This window comes from Streptomyces sp. NPDC043861 (assembly GCF_056435905.1).
This window is the reverse complement of the sequence record NZ_JBWKDP010000002.1, coordinates 556,125-572,854: the sequence shown is the minus strand read 5'-3', so window position 1 is coordinate 572,854 and position 16,730 is coordinate 556,125. Positions and strand designations below refer to the sequence as shown.

Annotated in this window: 13 protein-coding genes; 8 read left to right on the top strand and 5 right to left on the bottom strand. The window is 71.5% G+C overall.

Translation table 11 applies throughout. The annotated features are described in order from the left end of the window. Positions 1-49: 49 nt before the first annotated feature. A complete protein-coding gene (locus AC068D_RS07070; protein ID WP_478821920.1) occupies positions 50-1,252 on the bottom strand; it encodes an ROK family transcriptional regulator in 1,203 nt (400 codons plus the stop codon). A 150-nt stretch (positions 1,253-1,402) separates the two neighbouring features. Then, positions 1,403-2,452: a mechanosensitive ion channel family protein gene (locus AC068D_RS07065; RefSeq protein WP_478822036.1), complete on the bottom strand. Its 1,050-nt coding sequence runs from the start codon at positions 2,450-2,452 to the stop codon at positions 1,403-1,405. 237 nt (positions 2,453-2,689) lie between these two features. On the opposite strand from AC068D_RS07065, the gene AC068D_RS07060 reads away from it, so the two are divergent. Beyond that, positions 2,690-3,226, top strand: coding sequence for an HNH endonuclease (locus AC068D_RS07060; RefSeq protein ID WP_478821919.1), 537 nt, complete (start codon positions 2,690-2,692; stop codon positions 3,224-3,226). Between the two features lie 224 nt (positions 3,227-3,450). Here AC068D_RS07060 and AC068D_RS07055 read toward each other — a convergent pair whose 3' ends face one another. After that, complete coding sequence (locus AC068D_RS07055; protein WP_478821918.1) at positions 3,451-6,372, bottom strand: beta-N-acetylglucosaminidase domain-containing protein; 2,922 nt, start codon at positions 6,370-6,372, stop codon at positions 3,451-3,453. Between the two features lie 273 nt (positions 6,373-6,645). Between AC068D_RS07055 and AC068D_RS07050 the strand changes: the two genes are divergently transcribed. From AC068D_RS07050 to AC068D_RS07040, 3 genes are all read left to right on the top strand, one after another. Further along, positions 6,646-6,870, top strand: a complete 225-nt coding sequence (locus AC068D_RS07050) for a hypothetical protein (RefSeq protein ID WP_478821917.1) — start codon at positions 6,646-6,648, stop codon at positions 6,868-6,870. Beyond that, positions 6,871-9,324, top strand: a complete 2,454-nt coding sequence (gene malQ / locus AC068D_RS07045; RefSeq protein ID WP_478821916.1) for a 4-alpha-glucanotransferase — start codon at positions 6,871-6,873, stop codon at positions 9,322-9,324. A gap of 218 nt (positions 9,325-9,542) precedes the next feature. Next, complete coding sequence (locus AC068D_RS07040; RefSeq protein ID WP_478821915.1) at positions 9,543-9,773, top strand: hypothetical protein; 231 nt, start codon at positions 9,543-9,545, stop codon at positions 9,771-9,773. Between the two features lie 95 nt (positions 9,774-9,868). On the opposite strand, the gene AC068D_RS07035 is transcribed toward AC068D_RS07040, so the two are convergent. Next, positions 9,869-10,444 (bottom strand): MarR family winged helix-turn-helix transcriptional regulator, encoded by a 576-nt coding sequence (locus AC068D_RS07035; RefSeq protein ID WP_478821914.1) that lies wholly within the window; start codon positions 10,442-10,444, stop codon positions 9,869-9,871. 128 nt (positions 10,445-10,572) lie between these two features. Between AC068D_RS07035 and AC068D_RS07030 the strand changes: the two genes are divergently transcribed. Beyond that, positions 10,573-11,508: an EamA family transporter gene (locus tag AC068D_RS07030; RefSeq protein ID WP_478821913.1), complete on the top strand. Its 936-nt coding sequence runs from the start codon at positions 10,573-10,575 to the stop codon at positions 11,506-11,508. A gap of 330 nt (positions 11,509-11,838) precedes the next feature. Here the strand turns inward: AC068D_RS07030 and AC068D_RS07025 are convergent, their stop codons facing one another. Next, positions 11,839-13,053, bottom strand: coding sequence for a S8 family peptidase (locus tag AC068D_RS07025; RefSeq protein ID WP_478821912.1), 1,215 nt, complete (start codon positions 13,051-13,053; stop codon positions 11,839-11,841). A 437-nt stretch (positions 13,054-13,490) separates the two neighbouring features. On the opposite strand from AC068D_RS07025, the gene AC068D_RS07020 reads away from it, so the two are divergent. From AC068D_RS07020 to AC068D_RS07010, 3 genes are all read left to right on the top strand, one after another. Then, the gene (locus AC068D_RS07020; RefSeq protein WP_478821911.1) at positions 13,491-14,165 is read left to right on the top strand and encodes a hypothetical protein; all 675 of its coding nucleotides are present in this window, start codon (positions 13,491-13,493) and stop codon (positions 14,163-14,165) included. Between the two features lie 554 nt (positions 14,166-14,719). Further along, the gene (locus tag AC068D_RS07015; RefSeq protein ID WP_478821910.1) at positions 14,720-15,610 is read left to right on the top strand and encodes an SAM-dependent methyltransferase; all 891 of its coding nucleotides are present in this window, start codon (positions 14,720-14,722) and stop codon (positions 15,608-15,610) included. Positions 15,611-15,612: 2 nt separating this feature from the next. Further along, complete coding sequence (locus AC068D_RS07010; protein ID WP_478821909.1) at positions 15,613-16,728, top strand: terpene synthase family protein; 1,116 nt, start codon at positions 15,613-15,615, stop codon at positions 16,726-16,728. Positions 16,729-16,730: the final 2 nt, after the last annotated feature.

The following is a 16,730-nucleotide window of genomic DNA, read 5'->3' as shown; positions in this document are numbered from 1 at the left end:
CGGTGTCTCCCTGTGGCGGATCCGAAGGGGTAGGGGAGTGTGCGGGGGCTCAGCGCGAGGTGTCGAAGACCTCGTCCCGGGTGGCGGCCAGAGCGCTCTCCATCGCCCCCCGCAGCACGGGACGCTCCTGCACCTCGCCGATGACGAGGCGGGGCCGGGACGCGGCCAGTTCGTTGAGTTCCGCCTGGACGCGTTCGCGGAGCGGTTCGCCTCCGGCGACGATCAGTCCGCCGGAGAGGACGACGAGCCCGGGGTCGAGCACGGCGACCATGGAGGCGAGACCGGTGGCCAGGCCGGTGCCCAGGGTGTCGAGCAGGGCCCCGTAGGGTCCTTCACCTCCGGCGGCGGCCCGCGCCAGCAGCTCGCTCGCCACCTCCGCGTGCGGCCCCTGCCCGATGTCCTCGATCCCGAGCTCCCGGGCGAGACGGGGCACCGTCTGCGCACCGGCGAGTTCCTGGAAGCCGCCGCTGCCGGCCTTGGAGACGTGACGCACCAGCGGCGTTCCGGGCACCGGCAGGAAGCCGACCTCGCCCGCGCCGCCGGTGAAGCCGCGATGCAGCCTGCCGCCCATGACCAGGGCGGCGCCCAGCCCCTCCTCGTTCCAGAGCAGCACGAAGTCGTCGTGGCCGCGGGCCGCCCCGAGCCGCTGCTCGGCCACGGCGACCAGATTGACGTCGTTCTCGTACTCGACCGGCATCGGCAGCACCGCGGCCAGTTCGTCGAGCAGGGCGGGGGAGTGCCAGCCCGGCAGATGGGACGCGTACCGCAGCCGTCCGGTCGAGGGGTCGAAGGCGCCGGGAGTCCCGATGACGAGCCGGTGCACCTCGGCCCGGGTGATCCCGGCGGCCTTCACCGCCCCGTCCAGGGCCTCGGTGACCTGGCGTACGACACGATCGGCGCGCCGGCCGGGGGTGCTGAGGACGAACTCACCGGCCGTCGCGCCGGTGATGTCGGCGACCGCCGCGCGGATGCGCTGCGGGGTCACATCGAGCCCTGCGGCGAATGCGGCTCGTGCGTTGACGCCGTACAACTGCGCGTTCGGCCCCGGCCGTCCCTCGGTCGTCCCGGTGGCGACGACCAGGCCGGAGGCCTCCAGTCGTGCCAGCAGCTGGGAGGCGGTGGGTTTGGAGAGACCGGTCAGCCTGCCGATGCGGGTCCGTGAGAGCGGCCCGTGCTCCAGCAGCAGATCGAGTGCCGCGCGGTCGTTCATGGCGCGCAGTACACGCGGTGTTCCCGGGGTAGTACCGGCCATGGCGTTCACACCCACCCTTCGAACACTGTTAGGAAAGTTTCCTATTCGGTGCCAGGACGGTAGAAGGGCTGCCGGTCGCCCGTCAATACCCGTGGACGCGAAGCACCCCCACAAGCCGTTGCCTGCGGGGGTGCGGGGAGAATCGGGGGGTTACTTCGCGAGGTTCGGCGCCGGGGTGAGCGGGGACGCCGCCACCGACTGCGGCGAGGTCGCCGAGGCATACGCCGACGGCGCCGCGATGGCCGCCGTCAGGTCCTTGGCCTCGTCGTCGGACTGGACAGGCAGGCCGCCGACCATCCGGATGCCCGCCTCGTCGAACGCGCGCTTGATCCGCCAGCGCATCTCGCGCTCCACGCCGAGAGCCTTGCCCGGCATGGTCTTTGCGGAGACCGAGACCGTCATCTGGTCCAGCAGCACCTCGGTCAGGCCCAGCACCTCGACCGGGCCCCACAGGCGCTCGTTCCAGGGCTCGTCCTCGGCCATCGTCCCGGCGGCCTCCTCGATGACCTTGCGGACCCGGTCCAGGTCCTCGGTCGGACGCACGTTCACATGGACGTTCGCGGTGGCCCAGCCCTGGCTGAGGTTGCCGACGCGCTTCACCTCGCCGTTGCGGACGTACCAGATCTCGCCGTTGTCGCCGCGCAGCTTCGTCACGCGCAGGCCGACCTCGATCACCTCGCCCGAGGCGACGCCCGCGTCGACGGAGTCACCGACCCCGTACTGGTCCTCGAGGATCATGAACACGCCGGACAGGAAGTCCGTGACCAGATTCCGGGCGCCGAAGCCCAGCGCCACACCGGCGACTCCGGCGGAGGCGAGCAGCGGCGCCAGATTGATGTTCAGCGCACCGAGGATCATCAGACCCGCCGTGCCGAGGATCACGAACGACGCCACCGAGCGGAGCACCGAGCCGATCGCCTCGGACCGCTGCCGACGACGCTCGGCGTTCACCAGCAGACCACCGAGGGTCGTGCCCTCGACCGCCTGGGCGCTCCGGTTCATCCGCTCTATCAGCTTGGTGAGTGCGCGCCGGACCGCGATCCGCAGCATCACCGCGATCACCACGATGAGAAGGATGCGCAGGCCCACACTGAGCCAGGTGGACCAGTTCTCCTCCACCCAGCTCGCGGCGCTGTTGGCCCTCTCCGCGGCCTCGTCGAGTGTGACGGGCGGGGGTGACGGATCGGCGGCCAGGAACACGGCTCGTACCTCCAGGACGTGCGGCGGTCCAACCACACTAACGGGGGGTCCGTCGTTACTCGGGCGTTATCTCCGGAGGAGAGACAAGGCTCACCCGGGGCGGGTGTGTGGGCCACCGCACACAAATCGTTCCGGCCCGTTACGAGGACGTAGTGGCGCTACGACCAGGCAGGAGGAGAGACTGGAACAGATCGTCCCGGCGCGAGCCACGCGCCGCCGGCGTACAAGGAGGCATCCGTGCCGCATGTCCTGGTCCTCAACGCGTCGTACGAGCCCCTCGGCGTCGTACCGCTCCGCCGCGCGCTCGTCCTCGTCCTCGAGAACAAGGCTGTCTCTCTCGAGGAGTCCGGCGCCTTTATGCACAGCGCAACCCGAGTGATCCCCGCGCCCAGTGTGGTGAAGCTCAAGCGCTTTGTGCGGGTCCCCTACCGGGGGCCCGTTCCACTGACCCGTCGCGCGCTCTTCGCACGCGACGGGGGACGCTGCATGTACTGCGGTGGCGTCGCTACCAGCGTCGACCATGTCATTCCGCGCAGTCGCGGGGGTCAGCACGTCTGGGACAACGTGGTGGCTGCCTGCCGCCGCTGCAACCACGTCAAGGCCGACCGGCACCTGCGCGAGCTGGGCTGGCGGCTGCGGCACCAACCGGCTCCGCCGAGCGGCCTGGCCTGGCGCATCATCGGCACGGGCCATAGGGACCCGCGCTGGCTGCCATACCTGCAGCCGTTCGGCGCGGCCGACGCGATGGCCCGGATCGATGGCATCTCCGCCTGACGAGTCCGGGCCTTTGCTGTACCCCGTGCAGGGTGCGGGGTGCCTCCGGCGGTGGAGGGGTGTCGGTGCGCGGTGCGGGCGGCAGCCCGGTGCCGGACGCACCGGGACTCACCCGGAACCGGCGAGCCGGTCTCCGCACCAGGCGTCCGTGCAGGCGATCGGGCCGGCGCCGGCGGCCCCGCACTCTGCGTGCCGCCGGAGGCATCCGTGCCGGCCTCGGGGTGTCAGCCCCCGGTCACCGCATACGCCTCCGCCGACCACAGCGAGTAGCCGTACTCCGTGCCCCGCGCATCCCCCTGCACCCGGATGAAGCGGGCACCGGGGGCATCCATACGAACCGTTTCGCGTCCCCCGCGCCCGTCGCGCACCGTCGCCGCCGTACGCCAGGTGCGCCCGTCCGCGGAGATCTGGATCCGGTACCTCGTGGCGTAGGCGTCCTGCCAGTGCAGGACGACCTGTCCCACCCGGGCGGGCGCGGACAGCTCGGCCTGCCACCACGCGCCGTCCTCCGCCGGTGAGGACCACCGCGTCCGAGGGTCCCCGTCCGTTGCCGCGGAGGCGGGGAAGTCGGGGGTCTCGTCACCGGACGACGTAGCGGCCGCGGTACGGAGCAGATCCGGCCCGCCCGTCCTCGGGTACGCCCGGACCGTCAGTGTGCGTTCCTCCCCGCCGAAGGCGAACGGCACCCGATACTCGCCCGCCGGAGTCCCCGGGGGCACGGTCACCTCGACGGGCACCGCCGTGCGCGTGCCCCTCGGCACCCTGACCTCCTTCGGCACCGCCACCGTGATGCCCTTCGGCGTCTTCGCGGTGAGCGCGCCACGCACCTCGTCCGGGCGACGCGACGCGACATACGCCTCGGTACGCTGCGGCCCGCCGCCGATGGGCGCGTCGAGCTCGCCCCTCACCAGTGCGAGCCGTGCCTGCGGTTCGTCCGCGAACCACGGCACCAGCCCACGCACCTGTGGTGCGGCCTCGCCGGACCACACGACCCGGACCGCGTCCGTGCGCAGCCCGGCCGTCCTCGCCTGGGTCCAGCCGGACGCGCTGAGCGAGCCGATGCGCCGCCACCCCTCGCCCGGCACATGCGCCTCGAGCGCTCCGGTCGAACCGTCGGGGCCGGGCTCGGCCATCGCGGTGACCGCCTCGATCCGCCGCACCCGGTCCAGCCGTACCGTGTGGACGGAGGCGGTACGCGACACCGAACCGATCCTGCGGTCGGCGCCCGTCCACGCCGAGGACTCCTTCGCCGCCCGGTCCAGGAACGGATCCAGCACGCCCTTGCCGACCGTCACCTGCCGGCCGGCGATCGCCGACCGGACCGGTGCCAGCGCCAGCGACGCACGCCACGCCGCCTCGCCGTCTCCGCGTGCCTGTGCCCGGAGCATGTCGACGGCGAGCTCGCCGGCCTGTCCGAAGCGGGCCAACTGGTCCACCCAGGGCTTCACTTCCGATTCCAGCGCGGACAGTCGCTGCGGCGCCTGACGCATCACCGTGAAGGCCGCCCGCAGCCGACGTGCCGCGTCCTCCTTCGCGGCCGTGTCCGTGGTGGTCCGGGACCGCCAGAATCCGTCGATCAGCGGCTGCAGATACGCGGACTCGTCCGGGCTCAGGATCGAGGACGCATGGTTGCCCGCGAGCGCACGCAGCGCCTCCCGTGTCCTGGGGTCGCCGCCCGCCAGATCGGTGATGGACGCCTCCCAGGAGAGCCGGGGCCGGTAACCCTTCGGGTTCCAGGCGTAGTCGGCGGCGGTGAAGAGCGGGATACGGGACACGGTGGCCTGCTCCATCGCGTTGGCGAGCAGTGCGGCCGAGCCGGTCGCGACGGCGGGCTCACGGCCGGTGTAGGGGCCGAGGAAGATGCGGTCCTGCGCGTAGTCGTTGACCGGGTAGTTGTCCATGGTGACCAGCGGGTGCCCGAAGGCCGCGCGTGCCCCGGCCAGTTCGCGCCCGGTGATGGTGCGGGGCACGACACCCACCCCGGTCCACGCGACCTGGACCCGGTCGTCGAGCTCCGCGGCCAGCGCCCGCCGGTACTCCGTGGCACCGTCCTGGTAGTACTCCGTCGGCATGACGGTGAGCGGCTCCGCGTCCGGGTGGCGTTCCTCGAGATGCCGCGCCAGCTCTCCGGCCAGACGTGCCTGTGCGACCGCCGCGGCCCGGGGGCCCGAGCCGAAGACCTCCGCGTCCCGGTCGCAGTGCCACTCGCTGTAGCTGACGTCCTGGAACTGCAGCTGGAAGGCGCGCACTCCGAGCGCCCACATCGCGTCCACCTTGCGCTTGAGCGCCTTGATGTCGTCGTCCGACGCCAGACACATGGACTGTGCGGGTGCGACGGCCCAGGCGAGCGTCACATGGTTGCGGCGCGCGCGTGCGGCGAGCTCCCGGAACCCGGCGCGCTCGGCGGCGGGATACGGCTCGCGCCAGCGGGACTGCCGGAACGGGTCGTCGCCCGGGGCGTGGAGATAGCGGTTCTGCTTGGTGCGGCCCATGAAGTCGAGTTGCGCCAGACGCTGTTCCCGGCTCCACGGTTGACCGTAGAAGCCCTCGGTCATGCCTCGTACGGCCGTACCGGGCCAGTCCCGGACGACGGCCCCGGCGACCGAGCCGCCCTTGACCAGCTGCCGGAGTGTCTGTGCAGCGTGGAACAGCCCGTCGGTGCCGACCCCGTCGAGAGCCACGGTGTCCCGGCCCGCCGCCCGGCCCACGGCGATGCGGTAGCCGCCGGCCGGTAGATCGGCCCGCTCGGGTGCGCGCAGGGCGCGCAGCGCGTCCTGCGCGCCGGTTCCGCCGAGACGGACGAGGGGGCCGCGGCCGGGGAGCGTGGTGTGCACGGTCCGTACTCCGGCCGTGTGCAGTACGTCGCGGACCGCCTCGAGGGTGTACGGGTCGGTGCCCGGAGCCACGAGGAGGGTCACCTCGTCGCCCAGCGGCACGGCGGGCCCCGCCGCCTCGACGGTCTGCGGCCGTGGCCACACGGGAGGCAACGCCGCACTCCCGCGTTCCGGCGCCGTGGTGGCGGTGGGCCCGTCCGGAGCAGCGGGTGCCCCCGGGGCCGCCGCGGCGCCGGGCGCCGTGCCGAGAAGTCCGCCGATGACGGCGACGGCGACAGCGGTCGCCGTCTGCCTGCTGCGCCCGAACCGCACTACGGCTCCCCTCGCCACGCCGTGTCCGCCGATGTGTCCGTCTGTAGTTCTTCGAGGTTTTCCGGATCGGATGCGAGCCCACCACCCGGGCGGTGAGGGTGTCAATGTGACTGACTGTTGTGTCCCCTTTGCGTATCGGCGCGCGAGGGCCGCTCAACTCCCGTATGTGACGCAGAATGTGACACGGAACACGTTGTTGAGAGGTGTACGTCTGCGGTCGTGCCCGCTGGGTAGGGCTGCTATGTCCTGTTGCCAACTTTTAGGAGGCCACCCGTGGCCGCTCCGGCGCAGCTTCTGCTCCCTGCCCTGTACAAACAGGTGCCGGGCCCTCTGACGAGCGAGCCCCCGTTCGCCGATGCCGCACCTCTGACGAGCGAGCCTCCGCTCGCCGATGCCGCACCTCTGACGAGCGAGCCCCCGCTCGCCGCAGCAGCACCACTCACCAGCGAACCCACAGCCCCCGGCACGGCCGGCGGCACGGAGTCCCCGGGAGTCTGAATGGGCCTGGCCCGCCTGGCCGCGCTGCACGGTGTCGCGACCACCCACTCGCCGTCCGCGGGCGTCACCGTCCCCGTCCCGGAGGGCACGGTCGTCGCGGTCCTCGCCGCGCTGGGCGTGGACGCCTCCACGCCGGAGGCGGTCGGGTCCGCGCTGGCCGCGGCCGACGCCGCCGAGGCGGACCGGCTGCTCCCGCCGACGGTGGTGCTGTGGCTCCCGGCGCCGGGCCCGCCGGTCCGCCTTCCATCCGGCACGCGGGTACGGGTCCGGCTGGAGGGGGGCGGCGCGCTGGAATGGCGCGAACCCGCACACCGCACGGCTTCTGCGGCCGGGCCGCCACCGATGGCCGCGGCGGCCTCCGGCGGGCCGGTGACGCCTGCCGTCCCGCCCTCCGATGCGACGGTGACCGCGGCCGTGGCGGGGCCCGGCCCTTCCGTCCCGCCCCCGGCGGCCGTGGCCCCAGTGCGCACCGGTCCGGGATCGGACCCGGAACCGGACGCCGCAACGATGCCACCGCCACGGGGCCCCGGCCGCGATGCCGGAACGGCTCCGGCGCCGTCCGGCCCGGGTGCGAGCCCGACCGCTGCCGCCCCGCCCATCCACCCGGCCGCCGACGCCGCGGAGCGGCCCCAGGCCACCGGGGACAGCCCGGCCGCCGGGCCTGCGTCCGGGACCCCGGCCGACGGCCGGCTGCCCGACCAGTGGGCGCAACTGCCGCCCGGGGTCCACCGCTTGGACGTCAGTACGGCGGACGGGCGGAGCGCGGGGGCCACTCTGGTCGTCGCCCCCCGAGCGGCACCGCAGCCCCGGGAGCGGGTGCACGGGTTCCTGGTCCAGCTCTACTCACTGCTGTCCGGGCGCTCGTGGGGCATGGGGGACCTCGGGGACCTCGGAGAGCTCGCGGCCTGGGCCGGACGGGCGCTCGGTGCGGGTTTTGTGCAGGTCAATCCGCTGCACGCGGCGGTGCCGGGTGCGCCCACCGATCCGTCTCCGTACCGGCCGAGCTCGCGTCGTTTCCCCGACCCCGTGCATCTGCGGATCGAGGACGTCCCCGAGTACGCCTATGTGACCGGCCGGGACCGCATCAGGCTCGACGCGCTCGTCGAGAAGGCCGCCGGGCTGCGGACCTCCGTCCTGGACAAGGGCGCACTGATCGACCGGGACGCCGTGTGGGAACTCAAACTCCAGGCCCTCGAGCTCGTGCTGCGCGTCCCCCTGGGACCCGGCAGGCGGGCCGAGTACTGCGACTTCCTCGCCACTCATGGCCAGGCCCTCGACGACCATGCCACCTGGTGTGCGCTCGCCGAGGTGCACGGATCCGACTGGCACGCCTGGCCCGCCGGGCTGCGCGACCCGAGGTCCACGGAGACTGCGCGGTCCCGGAGCGAACTGATGGACCGGGTCGACTTCCACTGCCGGCTCGCCTGGCTGACCGACGGGCAGCTGGCCGCCGCCTCGCTCGCTGCCCGCGATGCGGGGATGGCCGTCGGTATCGTCCACGACCTGGCCGTGGGTGTGCATCCGGGCGGGGCGGACGCCTGGGCGCAGCAGCATGCCTTCGCCGCCGGGATGTCGGTCGGCGCGCCTCCCGACGCCTTCAATGCCCGGGGCCAGGACTGGGGCCTCCCCCCATGGCGCCCCGACTCCCTCGCAGCCTCCGGCTTCGCCCCGTACCGGGGCCTGCTCCGCGGACTCCTCCGGCACGCGGGAGCGCTCCGCCTCGACCATGTCATGGGGCTGTTCCGGCTCTGGTGGGTTCCGGCCGGTGCCGAGCCGACCGAGGGCACGTATGTGCGGTACGACGGTGAGGCGATGCTCGCCGTCCTCGTCCTGGAGGCGCACCGTGCGGGAGCGGTCGTCATAGGGGAGGACCTCGGCACGGTCGAGCCCGGGGTCCGCGAGGCCCTTTCGCGGCGCGGTGTGCTCGGCACGTCCGTCCTCTGGTTCGAGCGCGACTGGACCGGTACCGGCCGCCCGCTGCCGCCGGAGAGCTGGCGCGAGGGGTGCGTGGCGACTGCGACCACCCATGACCTGCCGTCCACCGCCGCCCGCCTCACGGGTGATCACGTCGCACTGCGCCACCGGCTGGGCCTGCTCGCGCGGCCGCTGGAGCAGGAGCGCACGGACGACTCCGCGGAGGTCGCCGAGTGGCTGGCGTATCTGGCCCGGCTGGAGCTGCTTCCCGAGGGCGCGGGCACGGAGGAGGGCGGGATCCGCGCGGTCTACCGCTTTCTGCTGCGCACCCCGGCCCGCATGGTCGGCATCTGGTTACCGGATGCGGTGGGGGATCGCAGGCCGCAGAATCTGCCCGGTACCTGGGACCAGTACCCGAACTGGCGGCTGCCCGTCGCCGACGCCGACGGCCGCCCGCTGGCCCTCGAGGAACTGGTGGCGTCCTCCCGGCTGCACGGGCTCATGGAGGTGTTCCGGACGGCACAACCGCCGTCGCACTAGGGTCTTTCGTCTGGATCGGGCTGGATCGGTGAGCGGGGTCCGGTGGGTGCGATCGCAAGGCGGAGGAGGGAGCCCACGCGGAGCGTGGGCGACCGACGACAACGCGGCGGGCGTGCGTGCCGGGGCACGCGAGCCCTGCAAGATCCGAACGAGAGGCCCTGGCCCCGTACGGGCACCCCGGGCGCGCGGCCCGCACGGCCGTTCGCTACGTTGGCATCGTGGACAAGAAGAACGCCCTGCGCGCCGGTGCCCTCACGGCCGGTACGACGCTGATGATGCTGCTTATGTCGTCCCCCGCGTTCGCGGCGATCCCGGACGACGGCGACGACCCGGGTCCCGGCCTGAGCGTGGCCGAGACGGTGGGCCTGTTCGTCCTGGCGCCGATCGTCCTGTTCGTCGTCATCTGCGGTCTGGTGATGGTCCTCGACAGGTCGAAGAAGCAGGCCTGACCCCCACGTCATGACGTCGCCGGGGCGTCGCGCGTTACCCGTACCGTGCGACGCCCCTGTGCTGTGCCGCCCTTCCGGGCCGGGCGGCCGCTTCCTCATGCCCCCATCGAGCCCAGCAGCTTTCGCAGCAGCCCGGACAGCTGCTCCGCCTCCTCGGCGTCGAGCGCCCCGTCCAGTGCCTCCCGCTGTGCCCCGAGTCCCGCCACCACGGTCTCGTCCACCAGGTCACGCCCGCGCTCGCTGAGCGTCACACGCAGCCCGCGCCGATCGTGCGGATCGGGGCTGCGGCTCAGCAGCCCGGCTCTTTCCAGCTTGTCCAGCCGCCCGGTCATCCCGCCCGTCGTCAGCATCAGTGTCGCCGAGAGCTGCCGCGGTGAGAGCGTGTACGGCTCTCCTGAGCGCCGCAGGGTGGCCAGGACGTCGAACTCGCCGCGTGAGATGCCGAACGGTGCGTACGCCTTGTCGATGCGCAGTGCCATGGCGTGGGAGAGCCGGTAGATCCGCCCGAAAACCGCCATCGGCACTGTGTCGAGTCCGGGGCGTACGGCTGCCCATTGCGCGGTGATCGCATCCACGGGATCCGGGGGGACGGAGCGGGGTCCGGGGTCACCGGGCCCTGAGGTGCTGCCGGAGGCGGGGTCCGGGGTGCCGGACGTCGGGGTCGTGGCCATGGGAACAGTCTCGGACACCCTTCGGTTGATGACAAGCAAGTGACTTTCCACTAAGTAACTTGTGACTCATTAGCTTAGAGCTAAGCTACTTAGGTCCAAGCTCCCCCCCCGACCGTGAAGGGGCCTCCATGTCCTCGCGCAGGGCCGCCGTCATAGCCGTGACCGCACTCGCACCGGTCTCCTGGGGCTCCACCTATGCCGTCGCGACCGAGTTCCTGCCGCCCGACAGGCCGCTGTTCACCGGCCTGATGCGGGCACTGCCGGCCGGTCTGGCACTTCTCGCGCTCACCCGGATGCTGCCGAGCGGTTCCTGGTGGGTCAGATCCGCCGTGCTCGGTGCACTCAACATCGGGGCCTTCTTCCCCCTGCTGTTCCTCGCCGCGTACCGCCTGCCCGGCGGCGTGGCGGCCGTGGTCGGCTCGGTCGGGCCGCTCTTCGTCATCGGACTCGCCACCCTGCTGCTCGGCGAGCGGCCCACCGTCCGGGGACTGACGGCCGCCATCGCCGCGGCCTTCGGCGTCAGCCTCGTCGTGCTGAAGGCAGGTGCCGCCCTGGACCTGGTGGGCGTCCTCGCCGGGCTCCTCTCCGCGGCGTCGATGTCCGCGGGAACCGTGCTGACCAAGCGCTGGGGCCGGCCGGCGGGGGTCGGGCCGCTGGCCATGGCCGGCTGGCAGCTCACGGCCGGCGGGCTGCTGATCGCGCCGGTGGCGTTCCTCGTCGAGGGTGCCCCGCCATCGCTCGACGGCCGGTCCGTGGCCGGATACGCCTATCTCGCGCTCGCCAACACCGCCGTCGCGTACTGGCTCTGGTTCCGTGGCATCGAGCGGCTCACGGCCACGTCCGTCACACTGCTCGGCCCGCTCTCACCCCTCACCGCGGCCGTCATCGGCTGGGCGGCGCTCGGTCAGGACCTGACGCCGGTACAGCTGCTGGGGATGGTGATCGCGTTCGCCGCCGCGGTCGTCGGCCAGCTCGCCGCACGCCCCGTGCAGCCTGTCCCCTCTCCCGAAGGGACAGGCCCGAGCGGCTCGATGGACCTGGGCGAACCGGTGGCGCGACGCTGATTCCCGCGACCGTGTTCCCGGCCGCCGGGGAGAACGACGGGGCATCCCGTTGCACCCCTGGACCACACCGGCGGAGGTGCGGCCCGCCCCAGTGGCCCAGGGCCTCTCGTTTGGATCTTGCCGGGCTCGCGTGCCCCGGCACTGATCCAGCCCGATCCGAACGAAAGACCCCAGCCCGCGTCCTGATCGACCGCTCTCCGGCCGACTCGGCCGCTCGGCGCGGCGCCGAGGGCGGGACGCCCAGGCCCGGGGCAACCGGTGCCGCGCGGAAGCGGTACCGGACGAGGCCATGGCGGCGTCCAGGGCGCTGCGTCGCACCTCTGCGGACGGTCAGAGGCCGCCGGTGAAGAGCAGACGGTTGGGAGAGCCTTTCGAGGTGTTCTGGACCACGCCCGCGGTGGCCTGGCCGACGATCCAGTCGGACACGGCCTGGACGTTGGCTTCGGGGTGGGCGGCCCGGTAGAGCGCGGCCACACCGGCCACGTGCGGGGACGCCATCGACGTACCGTTCATCACGGTGCTGCCTCCGCCCATCAGCGCGGAGACGATCTCGCTGCCCGGGGCGTAGAGCTCCAGACACTCGCCGTAATTGCTGAAGTCGGTCTCGTTGTCCGTGCGGTCGCTGGCGCCGACCGTGATGACATTGGTCGCGCCCGCGGGCGAGACCCCGCAGGCGTTCTTGGCCGAGTTGCCCGCGGCGACGACAGGCAGCACACCGCTGGCGAAGACCGCGTCGGCCGCGGCATTCGCTGCGGGAGACTTGGCGCCGCCGAGTGAGGCGTTCATGACGGCGGGCTGCTGGGCGTTCCTGGCCACCCAGTCGAGACCCGCGATGATGGCCGACCAGGAGCCTTCGCCGTTGCAGTTGAGCACCCGGACGCTGACGATGTTGGCCTTCGGTGCGATCCCGTACGTCGCTCCGGCCGCCGTCGCCGCGACATGAGTGCCATGACCCTCGCAGTCCCGGCCCTGGCGGCCGTCACCGGTGGCGTCGAACCCGAAGACCGCACGGCCGCCGAACTCGCTGTGTGCGTAGTCGATCCCGGAGTCGACGACGTAGACGGTGGCGCCCTCGCCGGTGCCGGCGGTGCCGAAGCGCCCGTCGAGCGGGAGCTTGTGCTGGTCGGAACGGTCGAGACCCCAGCTCGCGGGGGCGACCGCCCGGCCCGTCTCCCCGAGGCCGGGCCCGCTGCTGTGGGCGGACACCTTCGAGTCCTCCTCCACCGACGCCACGCCCGGGACCAGCCGCACCGCCGCCAACTGTTCCGCGTTCAGCGCCGCGGAGAAGCCGCGCATGGCCCGGTTGTAGGTGTACCGCCGTTTCACCCCGGCCTGCCGAGCCACCTCGGCCGCGTCCGCGCCGGTGTTGAGCGCGACGATATAGCTGCCCCTCAGCGGCTCGTCCGCCAGGTGCAGGGGGGCGGGACCCGGTGATGGTCTGTTCGAGTGACCGTGTGTCAGGTCCTGCGCCGCAACCTGTCCCGGGGCGGATACGGCAAGGGCGGCGAGCAGCGCGGCGGCCCCGCAGCGCGCGAACAGTCGCATGATTACTCCATTCCGAAAAATGATCACGTCACCGGTCTCTTCGACCTTGCCGCGCCGATGCTTGAGCCCCTGTCAGCCGTTCGCCCCATGAGCCGGCGTGCGGCATGCCCCCATCGGCCCCGCCGTCGGCGCCGATGGCATATGACCCCGTTTCGACCCGCCCTACCCGGACGGCTTCGTCCGGTGGGCGGGCGGAGGCGATGCCGGCGCCTCCCGGGTCGGCGAACGGCGCCGCACGGCCGATGTGGACGCCGTGTGAGGGGAGGATGACTCCGTCTGACGCCAGTACCGCGTGTCACCACGGGCCGTTGTGCAATCAACTACAACTTTGCTTCTTCTTGGTGTGGTTGAGGCGAATCTTGGGCCAACCTCGCACGCAACAGGCGGTGACCGTACGCCGGTTAACCGACTCCCCGCACAGCGCGAAAGGCACCACCATGACCATGAACCGCGTCATACGCCACGGAGGCCGTTTACTGGCCGCGACGATGGCCGCATGCGGCATCGCCGCAGTGTCCACCTCCACCGCGGTGGCCGACGAGCAGCCGACACGGCAGCAGCTCATGGCCGACTGTGCTTCGGGCGAAGGCAAGTGCACTTTCAATTCACCCGAGCTCGGCAAGGCGTACCTCGGCAAGTTCCGTCAGGTCTCCGATTCGCTCTACAACTGCAGCAGTTCGGATGCCACTCAGTCCATGACCTGGAGCGACACCGTGGGATCCACGGACTCGGTCGGCGTCTCGGTCACCGCGGGAGGCAACATCGCGGGCATCGTGGACCTGAGCGTGACGGCCAGCTACAACCACACCTGGTCGAGCACGCATTCGGAGACGAGCTCGCTGAACATGACGGTGAAGCCCGGTGAGGTGGGCTGGATCTCCCGTGCCCAGGTGATGCAGAAGGTGTCGGGCACCTGGCAGACCCACTACGACAGCCCCAAGTGGGGCCACTACTACTGGTTCTTCCCGGACACGATCACCGGCCCCGCCGAGAACGGCACGGACGGCAAGAGCAACGCGGTGGTGGTCAAGAGCCGCAAGATGACTGCCGCCGAGAAGAAGTCCTGCTCCGCCGAATCCCGTTCGGGCAGGTCGTTCGTCAAGCAGCACTGATCCCGGCTCTCCCCGGGCTCCTGGCCCCTGCCCCGTGTCACGCACGGGGCAGGGGCCTCTGTTTCGCCGGTGGACCCGTTGCGGCCGGCTCCGGAGGCCGCCCCGGGGCTCCCGCTCTCCGGAGGCTCATCTCGCGGTGCGACGACACGCGCGTGGCGCTGCTCGTCAGGACCGGATGGGCGAGGATCCTCACCGGTGGTGGAGACGGGCACGGGGGTTGCGCTCGGACCCGCACGGCGGTCCTGGAGCGATGCGGCGGAGCCGTCATGAGGATGCCCTGCGGCGACCAGACCGCGCCGGCACACGCTCTCCGGCGGTGCGCCGGAAAGCGGAGGAGAGCGCCGGCCCGGCGTGGGCACCGTGTGTGCCCGCCCCAGGGGTGCCGCGGCTGCGTCAGTGTCCATCATCACGGGGTCGCATTGAACCGAACTCACCCCGTAATGAGGAAGTTTGACGGTGTGACGCATGGTGAGTTCGGGGTTACTAGGGCGATCATTTTCGGGCACAGTTGATCCGCCCTGTCACCCCCACCAGGACGCAGACTGGAGAACCACATGGAGAACAGCCTCGTCGCCTTCGACGAGACTCAGGTGCCGTTGTACTACAGCAGGAAGACGGCGGACATCCTCTACAAGTACGGCCCGGGACCCCGGGTCCACTTCCACATGGGGCTCTTCGCCTCCGGCGCCACACCCAACACCACCGTTTCCCAGCGCGTTCTCAAGCGGCGCATCGTCGCCTCCCAGGAGGCGATCGTCGACCACGCCGCCCGCACCTGGGGAGCCTTCGCCACCCCACCCGCGGACCTCCTCGACATAGGCTGCGGCGTGGGCGGCGGCGCTCTCTACTGGGCCCAGGAGTACGGCTCCCGGGTCACCGGACTCACGGTCGCCGCAGACCACATACCGGTCATCAACGACTTCGCCCGCCAGGCCGGTGTCGCCGACCGTGTCACCCCGCTGCTCGCCGACGTCCACGACTACGTGCCGGACCGGCGGTACGACGCGGCGTACGCCAACGAGAGCTCCGGCTACATGGACCGCGAGCGGCTCTTCCAGGTCGTGGCGAAGTCGCTGCGGCCCGGCGGCTGGTTCGGCATCCAGGAGCACTTCATCTGCCGCCCCGAGTGGACCGAGTTCATCGACGGGTACTACAAGACACGGCTCGGCACCCTGACCGACTACATCGCGGCCGCCGAGGCCGCCGGATTCGAGCTGGAGCAGGACGAGGACGTCACCGACCGCGTCGCCGAGTTCTGGGTGCAGTCCATGGCGTGGAACACCGCGGAACTGGAGCACGCCGAGCGGACCGGGGACTACCGCAACGGCGCCTGGTCCCGCGAACGGCTCACCGAGTCGGCCATCACCCACGGCAAACTGTTCCGCATCTGGCGCGACCACGCCATGGAGACACGGCTGCTGATGTTCCGCCTGGGGGGCAACTGACCGTGCCACCCGTCTACCGCGAAGACAGTGCTCCGTCCCGCATCGGCTGGGAACTGCCGTCGTTCTACTGTCCGTTCAATGAGTTCCTGATCCACAAGGACCTCACTCGACTCGAAGCCCGAGCGGTCGAGTGGACCGACAGGTTCGAGATCTATCCGGACGCCACCGATCGTGCCTGGGGCCTCGCCACACACAGCGCCGAGTTCACCTCGCGGATCATCCCGCACGGCGAGGCCGAGCCCATGCTGTTGTTCATGGAGTGGAACTACTGGGCGCATGCCATCGACGACTGGCAGGACTCGGGAGAGACCGCCACGAGCGCCGCGGCCATCGCTGATCACAGCGCCCGGCTGGTCCGCTCGATGGAGGTGCCGGGCTCCACGCTGTTCCCACCGGGCCCGATCACCGCGGCGCTGGACGATCTCGTCGGCCGGACCCGGGCGATGCTCACGCCCTTCCAGCTGCACCGGTTCACCGAAGGCACCCGGGACTGGCTGTTCGGCGCCGGCTGGCAGACGTCCAACGCCGAGCGGAACGTGATGCCCGACCTCAACGACTTCTGTGCAATGCGGATGTCGATGAACGGGACCCGCTTCACGCTCGCGTGGTGCGATGCGGCCAATGGCATCGCGGTGCCGGCGGACGTGTTGTACTCGGCGCCGGTGCAGGCTCTCACCGATGCCGCCGGCTTCATCGTCTCCTGCGACAACGACCTGTTCTCATACAACAAGGAGGATCATCAGGACCCCTGGGAGCAGAACCTGCTCAACGTCGTTGCCCGGCATCACGGCTGTACCCCACAGGAGGCGCTCGCACCTGCGGTCGCATTGCGCGACCGGGCCATGACCCTCTTCGTGCGGCTGAGGGAGCGGCTCCTGAAGGAGGCTGACGAGCCACTGGCCCGCTATCTCGCTTCGCTGGGCCACTACATCAGCGGATGCCTCGTGTGGCAGAACCGCGCACCCCGATTCACGAGTCCGCGCAACCGCAACGACCTTCCGGTGGAGGGGGCGTCCTATGACATTTCGTACAGCGACACCCCCAGCGACCCGAGCACCGACCCACTGCCCATCCCGGCGGTCGCCTGGTGGTGGGAGCAGCTGAAGCGCCTCGGATGACG